The organism is Paenibacillus sp. NPDC058177 (genome assembly GCF_042883835.1).
Lineage (GTDB): Bacteria > Bacillota > Bacilli > Paenibacillales > Paenibacillaceae > Paenibacillus_AQ > Paenibacillus_AQ agri.
On record NZ_JBHVVB010000006.1, the window covers coordinates 328,442 to 340,276 of the forward strand.

The 11,835-nt window shown below is 49.9% G+C and carries 12 protein-coding genes; 7 read left to right on the plus strand and 5 right to left on the minus strand.

The genetic code is table 11. The features are described 5' to 3' along the window. Window positions 1–104: 104 nt before the first annotated feature. Both ACFVU8_RS22980 and ACFVU8_RS22985 read left to right on the plus strand, forming a co-directional pair. A complete protein-coding gene (locus ACFVU8_RS22980; RefSeq protein WP_387430393.1) occupies window positions 105–293 on the plus strand; it encodes a YycC family protein in 189 nt (62 codons plus the stop codon). Beyond that, complete coding sequence (locus ACFVU8_RS22985) at window positions 290–520, plus strand: hypothetical protein (RefSeq protein ID WP_066376312.1); 231 nt, start codon at window positions 290–292, stop codon at window positions 518–520. Before ACFVU8_RS22980 ends, ACFVU8_RS22985 begins: the two co-directional genes overlap by 4 nt. A gap of 130 nt (window positions 521–650) precedes the next feature. On the opposite strand, the gene ACFVU8_RS22990 is transcribed toward ACFVU8_RS22985, so the two are convergent. Further along, window positions 651–1,364 carry a DUF2225 domain-containing protein gene (locus tag ACFVU8_RS22990; protein ID WP_379467894.1) on the minus strand — a complete coding sequence of 238 codons (714 nt, stop codon included), beginning with the start codon at window positions 1,362–1,364 and terminating at the stop codon, window positions 651–653. 33 nt (window positions 1,365–1,397) lie between these two features. Continuing rightward, window positions 1,398–1,781 carry a globin domain-containing protein gene (locus ACFVU8_RS22995; RefSeq protein WP_175371409.1) on the minus strand — a complete coding sequence of 128 codons (384 nt, stop codon included), beginning with the start codon at window positions 1,779–1,781 and terminating at the stop codon, window positions 1,398–1,400. Between the two features lie 450 nt (window positions 1,782–2,231). Between ACFVU8_RS22995 and ylbJ the strand changes: the two genes are divergently transcribed. The 4 genes from ylbJ (at window position 2,232) to ACFVU8_RS23015 (ending at window position 7,225) form a co-directional block, all read left to right on the plus strand. Beyond that, window positions 2,232–3,470, plus strand: a complete 1,239-nt coding sequence (gene ylbJ / locus ACFVU8_RS23000; RefSeq protein WP_387430395.1) for a sporulation integral membrane protein YlbJ — start codon at window positions 2,232–2,234, stop codon at window positions 3,468–3,470. Between the two features lie 113 nt (window positions 3,471–3,583). Then, window positions 3,584–4,387 carry an NAD kinase gene (locus ACFVU8_RS23005; protein WP_379467889.1) on the plus strand — a complete coding sequence of 268 codons (804 nt, stop codon included), beginning with the start codon at window positions 3,584–3,586 and terminating at the stop codon, window positions 4,385–4,387. 195 nt (window positions 4,388–4,582) lie between these two features. After that, window positions 4,583–5,761: a stalk domain-containing protein gene (locus tag ACFVU8_RS23010; protein ID WP_387430397.1), complete on the plus strand. Its 1,179-nt coding sequence runs from the start codon at window positions 4,583–4,585 to the stop codon at window positions 5,759–5,761. A gap of 27 nt (window positions 5,762–5,788) precedes the next feature. Then, complete coding sequence (locus ACFVU8_RS23015) at window positions 5,789–7,225, plus strand: S41 family peptidase (RefSeq protein WP_379467885.1); 1,437 nt, start codon at window positions 5,789–5,791, stop codon at window positions 7,223–7,225. A 109-nt stretch (window positions 7,226–7,334) separates the two neighbouring features. On the opposite strand, the gene ACFVU8_RS23020 is transcribed toward ACFVU8_RS23015, so the two are convergent. Together ACFVU8_RS23020 and lipA are read right to left on the minus strand one after the other, a co-directional pair. Beyond that, complete coding sequence (locus ACFVU8_RS23020) at window positions 7,335–8,102, minus strand: YutD family protein (RefSeq protein WP_387430399.1); 768 nt, start codon at window positions 8,100–8,102, stop codon at window positions 7,335–7,337. A 517-nt stretch (window positions 8,103–8,619) separates the two neighbouring features. Next, a complete protein-coding gene (gene lipA / locus ACFVU8_RS23025; protein WP_175371414.1) occupies window positions 8,620–9,525 on the minus strand; it encodes a lipoyl synthase in 906 nt (301 codons plus the stop codon). 292 nt (window positions 9,526–9,817) lie between these two features. On the opposite strand from lipA, the gene ACFVU8_RS23030 reads away from it, so the two are divergent. Beyond that, a complete protein-coding gene (locus ACFVU8_RS23030; protein WP_387430401.1) occupies window positions 9,818–10,909 on the plus strand; it encodes a M23 family metallopeptidase in 1,092 nt (363 codons plus the stop codon). A gap of 27 nt (window positions 10,910–10,936) precedes the next feature. On the opposite strand, the gene ACFVU8_RS23035 is transcribed toward ACFVU8_RS23030, so the two are convergent. After that, window positions 10,937–11,608 carry an alpha/beta hydrolase gene (locus ACFVU8_RS23035; protein WP_387430403.1) on the minus strand — a complete coding sequence of 224 codons (672 nt, stop codon included), beginning with the start codon at window positions 11,606–11,608 and terminating at the stop codon, window positions 10,937–10,939. Window positions 11,609–11,835: the final 227 nt, after the last annotated feature.

Here is an 11,835-nt window from a genome sequence, read left to right on the forward strand (position 1 = left end):
TTGCTTTTCTTTGTAATTGGCCAAGAGCCGTGGTAAAGTGGATTACAATATTGGAACTATCCATAAGCCTGCGCTGCATGGCAACCACTTAAGGAGGATTCATAATGAAGCCGCTGCAAATTTCGCCAGAAACGGCCATTGCCCTGTCCAAACAGCTTGGTGTTCCCTTGGAACACTTGATGCATATGCCCCAACATATTTTGCTGCAAAAGATAGCTGAGCTATCCAAGAAGAACACAACACAGGCCGAAGACCGGCCGGAATTGCCTTCATCCGGGAAGGATGGACAATGATCCCTTTCAGCCACACCTGGCCTTATGACATTATACTGGGCGATATGTACGTGCAATACTGCCCGTTCTGTACCCATGAGAATGTGCTGCTGCCCCTAAAACCGAAAGAACTGCCTCTTATCCGTGATGGCAAGAAGCGACTTCTGGTCTTTCCCTGCTGCAGCACCAGCCTCACGGTCATCGACAACGATGCCGACTATCTGCTGTTCGACCGCGCCGTAAGATGACTTTGGCGTAAAAAGAGGAGAAGCAACGGGCCGTTTAGGACGTCCCAGCCGATGGCAAAGCGCAGAGAGGAGCTCCTCTCTGCGCTTTTTCTATGTCTCCAGCCAGAGGAGGAACATAGCTCACGTACCGTTAGCTTCCTACCGAGTCGGAAGGAAGTCCATCCTCACTAATCTCTTCACCACGCATCTGCTCACGCAAAATCGTCCATTGCTCACGTGCGGCCCGGATCATCGCTGCATCCATAATCCGCTGATCATTCACCAGGCGGGAGAACCATTTGACCGCATCCGAGAAATTACCCGTGCGCCGGTTAAGCTCTCCAATGAGGAACATTAGCCGGGCATCATTCCCGCCGATACCATCGCCCTCATACACCTTGATATAAGCGTCTAGAGAGTACTGCAAAAAGCGCATCTCCTGTGCCGTGTCCCCCTGATATCGGTACAACCAAGCGATGTGATGCAGCAGGCTCGCTATAATGCGATCCTTGTCATTGATGCTCTGGGCACACAATAGCGCGAGCTTATATGTCTCCAGTGCTTCTCCCCAGCTACGCTTCTCACCGAAGTCACGCGTTTTCCAGCGTTTTCCGACCTGATCATTAAAGGCTTTACGCTGCCAATCAGCAAGCTTGTCCGCAGAATTCTCTGTAGAGGCAAATCCGCATTGCGGGCAGACTCTCACAACATAATAATCCGGATTCTCATTCTTGTAATAAGAACAAAAATCCGCATCGCGGCGTTCTGCTTTTTTGAGGCTGGGCCGTACCCGGGAGGTTAAAAACTCGTGTTCACAGTTACAGCACTGAACCTTGATGGAATACAAAGGTATTAATTCTGTCAAATGCCCTCATTCCTTTCGCCATAGAACCTTATCTTATTCTTGGGGCATGTTCACAAAGTGATGCGCAGGGCCAGCCAGGCGATTTAATACAAAAGAACGCAGTGGCTCCTCCACTTCTCTCTCCTCCAGTGCTTCTTTCATGCACTGCAGCCATTCCTCTGCACGCTCCGGGGTAATCGGAACATGCATATGCCGCGCTCTCATCATGGGATGTCCATGAAGCTCAGAGAAGAGCGCAGGGCCGCCAAAGAATTGGCTCAGGAATTGATACTGCTTCTCCAGGACAGGCGCAATGTCCTCGGGGAACAATGGACCAAGCTGTGGGTGGGCTTGAACTTTGCTATAGAAGACCTCTACCAGGCGGTGAAGACCTTCAGCGCCCCCCAGGTTAACATATATACTGTCATTTGGATTCATTGAAAGGTACCAGCTTTCTTCCATAATAATGTAACGGCCTATTCATTATACCAAAAAAACAGCCTACAATGATATCTGTCCCGAGGACTTCAAATCTTGCACGCTGCGCATAGACAAAAAAGACGCTAAACGATTGTTTAGCGTCATTATTACATATTCAATAGGTCCGAAAGTCCTCATCACCAGGCGGGACGAGGGAAGCACGGATCACATATACAAAAGCACAAACCAGCACTCCGGCAACTATGCTCATCACCATCACTCCATCCCTAATTATCTGATGTACAGCGGTGTTGTATTTATTAATTTTATAATATCACAAATTCAACCGAAAAGCACAGACATTTGTAACCGCTTTCCTTGTTTTTTTGTGTCTTTTGTCCTTCTTTTTTGTGCTGTTTGTCCCTGTTTTTGCATATCTTCTTAGCAATAGACCTGGAGGCATAAATCATGATCATGAAAAGAATAGGTGGTCCTTTGCTGGCTTTCGGGCTGGCGGGCTGCATGGTACTGATGCTGCTACATCCCGGATCATCCCTTACCGCTGCACTGCGCGGGCTCTCCATCTGGTGGGATGTTCTATTCCCGTCGCTGTTCCCTTTCTTCGTCATCTCCGAGATGATGCTGGGCTTTGGTGTAGTCCATCTCTTTGGTACTCTGCTTGATCCACTGATGCGCCCGCTGTTTCGTATACCAGGCAGCGGCGGTTTCGTAGCCGCTATGGGATATGTCTCAGGATACCCCGTTGGCGCCAAATTAACCGCCAAGCTACGTGAGCAGAACTTGATTACTCGGGTAGAAGGAGAACGGCTGGTGGCTTTCACCACCTCTTCCGATCCTATTTTCCTGCTTGGCGCGGTTTCTGTCGGATTTTTTCACGACGTGTCTTTGGGCCTAATCCTGGCCATTTCTCATTATGGCGGCGGGCTGCTAGTCGGGCTGTTGATGTCTCTTCATGGCCGGAGGGCAGCAGCCACCCCCGATCTTTCCGTCACTGTGCCTGTGCAGCCCCACACGGGACAAGGTATTGGCAGGATTCGTGCTGCGCTGTCAGCGATGGCAGAAGCCCGGCGCAGGGATGGCCGAAGCCTTGGCGAAATCATGAAGGATGCCATTCAGTCCTCTTTAAAACTTATTATTGTCGTCGGTGGCCTAGTTGTATTCTTCAGCGTGCTGATGGAGTTATTATCGCGCGCCGGCATCATGTCGTCACTCTTCACTCTTGTAGGGGCCCTGCTGTCCCTGATCGGCTTTTCACCGGAGCTAGCGCAAGCCCTGGTAGGCGGATTCTTCGAAGTCACCCTCGGCGTCCGTTCCGCCGGGGAAGCAGCCTCTGCCGTGCCGCTTCACTTCAAAATCGCAGCGGCGGCCTTCATTCTCTCCTGGGGCGGCCTGTCTGTCCACGCCCAGGTCGCAAGCATTCTGAACGGCACGGGGCTGCGCTACCTGCCGTTCATGATCGCACGCCTGGTGCATGGCGTGCTCGCGGCCAGCCTCGCCTTGCTGCTATGGCAACCCGTCGCTGGCGGCCGGCTGGCGGCGGCCTGGAGCCACTGGCCTCCTGCAGCCACACTTTCAAATGCCGGCTCTAGCCTCGGCGCGAGCCTTGTATTTCTCGGCCTACTCCTTAGCGTAGCCCTCTTGCTGGCTCTGGTGCTGTCCCTGCTGCGACTGCACCGCAAGAGCTGATCGCTGAGGCTCTGCGATCAGCTTTGCTCTTTTACACCCTCAAATATTGTGTTCCGCATCAAGATTGATTATGATCGGTGTATGACTGAATTAAACAAAGGAGCCTGTACATCTTGAGATATTATGTTCTGGACCGCGGTGATGATCTGTCCATCAATCTTGCGGAGCAATTTCACAAGCTGGCGGCGGAGCGAAACCTGGAGCTGGATGCCGAGTCCCCGGAGATTGTCATCTCAATTGGTGGCGATGGCACGATGCTTCATGCTTTTCACACCTTTATCGACCGCATTCCGAATCTGGCGTTTGTAGGCGTGCATACAGGCCACCTCGGCTTCTATGCTGACTGGAAGGCGCAGGAGTTGCCTACCCTGATCGACTATATGTGCGGAACGGAAGATGGAAATCCGAAGAAGCCGAGAATTGTGCAGTACCCTCTGTTGGAACTGGAAATTCACAAGAAATCCGGGTCCACCTCCCATATTGCGCTGAATGAATTCACCCTTAAAGGAGTGGATGGTACCGTAGTCATCCAGATTGACATTAATGACGTGTCGTTTGAGATGTTCCGGGGGGACGGAATTTGTATCTCCACACCTTCCGGCAGTACCGCATATAATAAAAGCCTTGGCGGTGCTATGGTTCACCCTACCATTGAGGCTCTGCAGATTTCGGAAATTGCTTCCATCAACAACCGTGTGTTCCGCACGATGGGTTCACCACTACTGCTGCCGAAGCATCATCACACCGATATCTTTTCACGCAAAGAGCAGCGTCTGCTATTAACAGTGGACCATGTCAATATACCGGTCGATGATCTGATTTCCGTGCGCTGTCAGGTATCCTCCAAAAAAATCAGCTTTGCCCGCTACCGCCCGTTCCCGTTCTGGAACCGTGTTCGCGAAGCTTTTCTCGTTTAGGTCAAACACCGGGACGGCCCAGTTTTGACCCGCATAATTGTACTAAACACAAGGGCCGGGGATCATTGCATCTCCGGCTTTTTCATGCTGACAAAACTACCGAATACAGCTAACATGATTCGATAGACTAGAGAGAATTCAAATGGTATAATGAGCCTATTTTACAAAGTGTTCCATATTAAAGGAGAGAATCTGTTGAAAAAACTATTAACCGTTATGGTCGCGAGTCTACTAGCCCTCGTTATGGCCATTCCCGCTTTTGCGGCCGAGAAACCGATTGAAGTCTACATTAATGGCAGCAAGGTCCCTTTTACCTCAGGGGCTCCATATCTGCAGAATAACACCATACTGGTACCTTTCCGCGTTGTTTTCGAAAAACTGGGACTTAAGGTACTCTGGGATGCGAAGACCGGAACCGTCACCGGTACAGGAAAAAGCTTATCCGTCAGCCTTAAAATTGGCAGCAAGGTAGCCATGGTTAACGGAACCGCTACTAAACTCCCCATTGCACCTGTAGCCAAGGCAGGAACCACATACATACCCTTGCGTTTCATAGCTGAAGCGACAGGCGGAACAGCTGTATGGAATCCGTCCTCTCGTACGGTCAACATTCAAGCCTCAACTACTGACTCCGCTGCTGAAGGCATAGCGATTACAGAAGTAATCAAGCTGGCTAACAAGTACCACAATGAAAAAAATGCCGAGAAATACTTCTCCCTGGTTGATCCGGACTCCATTAGCGATGATTCGATCGCAGACCTCAAGGAACAATTTAAGAGATTCGATCAGAGCAATACTATCGACAAAGTCGAAATCATTGATTTGAAAGCCGATGAGGCAACGGTCTATACAACAGAAACCAACCGCCGGTTAGGCGGGAGTTACTTCCCTGATCAGAAGTACGAATACTTATATACCCTTGTTCGACTAGGTGGAAAATGGAAAATCTCCGAGGTGGAAAGTCAGGATAGTGCTGTTCTCTTAACCCGTGAGCAAGGCCTGAAGCCCGCGAATGTGCTTCAAGACGATTCCACTGCCATTTTGAATAATATTACGAAATACTTCCAGTACATGAATGAGAAAAATGCCAATAAGGTTGTAACAACAATGACGTCAAACGGAGCAGAAAATGACGAGTTCCTTATAGGGGATTTCGAAGAGTTTTTTGATTCCTATGATCTTACTTATACCCCGATCGTCTCTAATATCTTCTACTATAATGCCGGGGAAGCCGCTGTCTATGTAGAGAGTAAGGTAAAAGAAGCAGGCGAGAGAGCCAGCTTCCAAACTGGGGCGATCTACGTTCTGTCCAAATCGGCAAATGGAGCCTGGACCATCGACACCAGCTATGTGGTTTCCAACAAGCAACTTTAAAATTTATATAAAGGGCGTGTGCATTTTATGAAATCCGGAAAAGTTATGACCGCTCTCCTTAGCGGCTGTCTGGCCCTGACGCTTGTACTGGCACCGGTTGCTTCAGCGGCCGATTCTGTCAAGGCGGCCTCGAATGAAGATCTTATCAACGAAGTTATGCAATATTTGGAGAATTACAATCTTTCAGGTGTAGACAAGGATACCTTGATTCGCGGTGCCATCGATGGCATGGTCAACACGCTGGGCGATCCGTACAGTCAGTATTTCGATGCCGATGAGGCAGCGGATTTCTCCCATCAGGTTGATCTTGAATTTGTAGGCATCGGGGTCAAACTGCAATATACAACTACTGAGCTATACATTGAAGAAGTAATCGCAGGATCACCTGCTGAGAAAGCCGGTCTTAAACGTGGCGATGTCATTCTCAAAGTGGATGGCGTACCCGTTGAAGAAACTGAAGGCGATGAGCTGAGCGGAGCGCCAGGGACCAAAGTAACCCTGCTCATTCAGCGTGACGGGGTTTCTAAATCCATTCGCGTGACGCGGGGAGAGATTACTTCGACTGCCGTTACCGGACAGATCATCGGTCCCAAAATCGCTTATGTCAGCCTGAGCGGCTTTACCCAAACCGCAGACGAGGAATTTGCCCAAGTATTGAAAAAAATGCGTACGGCAGGCATGAAATCGATGGTGCTGGATCTTCGTGATAACGTGGGCGGTTATATGGATTCGGCCTACAATATTGCTTCCATGTTCATGGACAAGGGCATCATGATGTACACCTCAGACCAGACTGGTAAGCTGACTCCGGTAACCATTACGAATGGTAGTAAAATAGGGGTACCAGTTGTCATTCTAACAAACGCTTATACGGCCAGCGCTTCTGAAGCCTTAACCGGGGCGCTACGGGATAACAAAATCGCTACCGTTGTAGGTACACGTTCCTTCGGGAAGGCGCGAATCCAGAGCCTACTGCCCATGTCCAATGGTGATATGCTTAAGCTCACTACACAGAAGTATTTGACGCCTACCAAGGAAGATTTTAACCATATCGGACTTACTCCGACGATTGAGGTGCAGGGTAAAACGGCACAGCTGATCACCGCACTTAAAATTGCAGGATTGTCCACGATTGAAGCCTCCGGAGATAATCATATCCTGGATATCAATGGAGTGCCTTTGGCCGGCAACGTCGGCTTGATCAAGCAAGGGAACACTATTTATGCTTCTGCACGCGTGCTCTCCGCTCTCGTGGAGGGTGAACTCGCATGGGACGCAAAAAATAAAAAAGTTGTCGTAACCAACGTTGCGGGTGTTGCTTCCGGATTCACCATTGCCTCCAAGGCGGCCCTCTCCAAAGATGGTGAGACCTATATTGATCTGAACGCCTTCAAGCAGAAATTCCCTGCACTGGCGTGGAGTTATAATGCTGCTCAGAACAAATTGAAATTATCTGTAAAATAAACGTTATCTAAACTAAAGGGACTGTTCTCCTGTAGAATCACTACAGTGGAACAGTCCCTTTTGATTACATAAATGATATTAGAAGGTGCATAGCCTTGCCAACCCCTGCTTAACCCTGCGGGTCCTGAGAAGCTTGGGAGCCTAGAGGATTTTGTTGGTTTTGTTGGTTTTGTTGGTTTTGTTGGTTTTGTTGGTTTTGTTGGTTTTGCTGGTTTTGTTGGTTTTGCTGGTTTTGAGGCTTTGGAGCGTTCTGGGGGTTCGGCGTGTTCTGTTGGCCGCTTGGCGGCTGGCCTTCCCGCTTTCCTTGGGAGTTACGATCACGATCTCGCTCGCGGCCCGGTTTCTTCCCTTGTCCCTCTTTAGCACGATGATTCTTACTTTGATGCTCCCGAACAGGCTTATCCTTCACCTGATTGTCTCTTCCCGATGCTTCTTTAGCAGCATTGGAATTCGATCTTCCGGAATGCTCACGGCCTGTATTCTCCTGGGCTGACGCTTGGCGCACAGCCTGCTCTTGTGTCATCTCTTCTGATGGCTCATTCTCCGCAATCTGAATCTGCGGATCTTTGATCAGAATATCCTTGTACATGCCTTCTTTTGGCTGTTCTTTCGATTTTTGCAGCACAAAATAGGCGCAGCCAAAATTGCAATATTCATTAATATAATCCACCATGCCTGAAATTGCTGTATCCCGGTTCACCTTTGGATGGTTGTCCCGGTAAAAGCCCTTCAGACGCAATTGGCTGTAACCCCAGTCGCCGACGATGTAATCGTATCGTTCCAGCACTTCGCTGTATCTCCCGCGAAAAGCCTCCGGATTCCATCCGTCTTTGTGGTCCAGCATCAGCTCGTAGCCTTTTCCGCCTATAACGATCAAGCTTTTTGTCGCCTGCCTTTCATTAGAAGAGGGGAGCGTTGATCGGCCGTCATTGCGGGAATTTTGGACTTACGGTCGCTGTTGTGGTCCAATTTCTTCATTTGTAACCGCTATGCGGTTGAAATTGGACCACAGCGTCTGCTTCCGAAGCTAGCTTTCCTCCAGAAAGCTTTTAGACGAGCGCTACGCTCCTCCAGTTCCAAAATTCCCTCCATGACTCCATCAACGCTAGCGTGGGAGCACAGGGGGACTAGCTAAGTACGCTAACGCTCCTTAGCTGCCTTGCGCTCGCTCCGCTGGCCGTTGGCCTCGCCTCGCTATGCTTAGTTTATTGGAGAGCTTCAAATCGCTGTCGCTCTTTCAGCTCTCCATCATTTTTCGTGACCGCGTCACGGGAAACATAAAAGATTCAAAACTTCTTCGTGACTACGTCACGGGAAACATAAGAGATTTAAAACTTCTTCGTGACTTCGTCACGGATACCTAACAGCTTAGAGCCTTCGCGACTTCGTCACGGTTAGCCCAAAGTCACCGCACGCTCCTCACGGGCATTAGCGGCGGATTTGACCTGCTCATGCGCATGGTAGGAGCTGCGCACTAACGGGCCAGATTCAACGTGGCTGAAGCCACGCTTCATGCCCTCTTCCTTCAACCGGGCGAATTCCTCAGGCGGATAGTATTTCTCCACATTCAGATGCTTCGGTGAAGGCTGCAGGTACTGACCAAGTGTGAGAATATCACAATCCACGGCACGAAGGTCGTCCATCGCCTGCAAAATCTCGTCCCACTCCTCCCCCACACCCAACATGATGCTGGATTTGGTAGGAATCTCAGGCTGCATCTCCTTGGCACGCTTAAGCAGCTCCAGGGAGCGGCGATACTTGGCTTTGGCCCGGACACGGTCAGACATCCGCTCTACAGTCTCAATATTGTGATTTAGAATATCAGGCTTGCTGTTCATCACAATCTCCAGGCTATCCCGGTCACCCAGGAAGTCGGGGATTAACACTTCCACACTACATAGAGGAAGACGCTTACGAATCGCCGCAACAGTCTCGGCAAAAATCCGGGCACCGCCATCCTTCAGATCATCTCTGGCTACACTTGTCACAACACAGTGGCGAAGACCCATGCTTTCTGCGGCTTCAGCCACACGCTCAGGCTCTTGCAAATCCAGCTCTGTTGGCATACCGGTATTAACTGCGCAAAAGCGGCAGGCCCGCGTACAGATATCACCCAAAATCATAAACGTTGCTGTCCGGTTGGCCCAGCATTCATAAATGTTTGGACAACGAGCCTCCTCACATACCGTATGCAAAGTTTTAGAACGCATCATGCTTTTAATATCCTGGTAGTTATCACCGGTAGTTAGCTTGATTTTAATCCAATCCGGCTTGGGTTGTTTAGCGCCTTTTGTAGTCAAAGTGAATAACCCCCACTTTCGCCTGTGTAATAATCGATTGCCGCGTTAAAGTTGCTGCCTCATATTATAGCATGTGCGCCGGGGTAATGCCTGTTTTTGTGAAAAATCCAAGGCAGAAATAAGCGCGGCCCAAAAGGCACTCTTGGTACGTCTGGTACCTTTAGGCAATAACGGATAAAACGATCACATTTGCTTCAATCTATAGAAAAAGAGCGACACTAAACGGCCCTTTATTAAGGCAAGTGGGTTCATTCCAAGACAAACACCATGCCCGGACAAAGGAGGTAGTCCTATGCGGACCCTATTTCACAATCATCTCGTGCAAAAATCATTCTGGTGCATGTCCGCGGCCACCATTCTATGGAGCGGACTTCATCTTCCCGCTGCACAAGCGGCCAGTATGGGAACACAAAGCCCCCAAGCATCGGTGAGTTCCAAAACAGATGTCATTCCCACCGATAAAGCCGCTTTACTCTCGGCTCGCAGAGAACTATATGAGCAGATTAGTGCAGCAACTGGCATCCCCTGGTTCCGTTTTGCGGCCATTGATCAATATGAGCGTACCGTCGCCAAAAAAAGCAAAACAGCACCCCAACATCTCACCAAGCTGACCGGAATCACCATCCCGCCTCCCCTATGGTCAGGACCTTTGAATCCTGATCAGGAGGACACTTCACCACAATCCATCAGCTTCTTCGGCGGCTTTGGCTCCGACGGCTCAGGGGACGGCCGGGCCGACCCTGGCAGTGATGCAGATGTACTTTACAGCATGGCCCGCCATCTGTTGCATTATGGACAATCCTCCAGCGATTTCAGTATCGCAATTTGGGAGTATTATCATAATGGCCGGGCATCGCAGCGAATTAACCAATTCGCCAAACTGTACGAGCATTTCGGACGGCTGGACCTGTCCGGGAACGCTTTTCCACTGCCCCTGGGAAATACGTATGCCTATCGCAGCACTTGGGGGACGGGACGCAGCTGGGGCGGAGCACGTATTCATGAAGGTACCGACCTGTTCACTCCGCACGGTACGCCTGTACGCAGCACTTGCTACGGTATTGTGGAGACAAAGGGCTGGAACCGCTACGGCGGCTGGCGGATCGGGATACGCGATATCGATAACCGCTACCATTACTACGCTCATCTGACGGGGTATGACAAGAAGCTCGCGCAGGGAGATATCGTACAACCTGGCCAGACGATTGGCTGGGTCGGCAGCTCGGGCTATGGCAGTCCAGGCACACAGGGGAAATTCCCTCCACATTTGCATTTTGGCATTTACAAAGACAGAGGGATTACCGAATGGGCGTTTGATCCTTATCCATTACTTAAACAATGGGAAAACCAGGAGTACAGAGCACGTCGAAATAAAAATAAATAAGACACCGGATTTTAATACGGTGTGAATTTATCTTTCGGTACCCGTGCTTTGAATAAACTGCAGTACCTCACGCATCGTTTCATGCTTATCATCGTCATGGCAGAGCATATGTCCACTCTTACCAGCGATAAGCATTTGCTTGCGGGTCGAGGGGATCGTATTGTGTAGATAACTGGCGCTTCTGCTTTTGACCAAATGATCCCTTTTGCCCTGCACAATCAAGGTCGGCGTCTCAATATGCGGATAGATCTCGAAGCTCTCGCGAACCAGTCGCTGAAACTCTCTCGTGGCTTTCGGCGGTGTGGAGCGAATTTTGCTGATGTATTGCTTGAGCATGGCAGGGTCGCCCAGCGTCTTGATCATTTCCACAAGATTCAGCGGAAACACAGGCGTCGACAGCAGCGTCAGCGAACGAATCCGTTCCTTATAGCGTACTGACAGATGGGAAGCGATCAGCGCTCCAGTAGAAAAACCAATCAGATGCACTCGCTTATTGCTCGCCAGCAGCATGTTTAGCTCCTCTTCAGCGCTTTGCTGCCAGTCATGCCGGCTCGTCTTAAGCAAATCCGCTCTTGTTCCCCCATGTCCCTTCAATGTGAATGTCCGGGACCGGTAATGATGCTGCTCCATATAGCTGGACAACGGCGCAATCTCATGCTCGCCTCCTGTGAAGCCGTGGATGAACAAGCAGCTATCCATAACGCTCCCTCTTTTCCTTTGGTGATTTGGTCAATATGATGATAGCTTGTGTTTTCCCTTTATTTTCTATGCACCACGTCAAACAGACCGCCGAATCGGCGGTCTGTGGCTTTTCTATGTTCAGCGTGCTAATGACTATCCGTCCGCAATAGCGCACTATCTATATCGCAATGTAATTAACGGCATTTTCGTACCTTAAATTCTCTTTAGGTAAGGGTTACTGCATA

Coding starts and splice junctions, on each gene's coding strand:
- ACFVU8_RS23015 (WP_379467885.1), top strand. CDS start 5,789: ATGAAATCCGGAAAAGTTATGACCGCTCTCCTTAGCGGCTGTCTGGCC.
- ACFVU8_RS23030 (WP_387430401.1), top strand. CDS start 9,818: ATGCGGACCCTATTTCACAATCATCTCGTGCAAAAATCATTCTGGTGC.
- ylbJ (WP_387430395.1), top strand. CDS start 2,232: ATGATCATGAAAAGAATAGGTGGTCCTTTGCTGGCTTTCGGGCTGGCG.
- ACFVU8_RS22985 (WP_066376312.1), top strand. CDS start 290: ATGATCCCTTTCAGCCACACCTGGCCTTATGACATTATACTGGGCGAT.
- ACFVU8_RS22995 (WP_175371409.1), bottom strand. CDS start 1,781: ATGAATCCAAATGACAGTATATATGTTAACCTGGGGGGCGCTGAAGGT.
- ACFVU8_RS22980 (WP_387430393.1), top strand. CDS start 105: ATGAAGCCGCTGCAAATTTCGCCAGAAACGGCCATTGCCCTGTCCAAA.
- ACFVU8_RS23035 (WP_387430403.1), bottom strand. CDS start 11,608: ATGGATAGCTGCTTGTTCATCCACGGCTTCACAGGAGGCGAGCATGAG.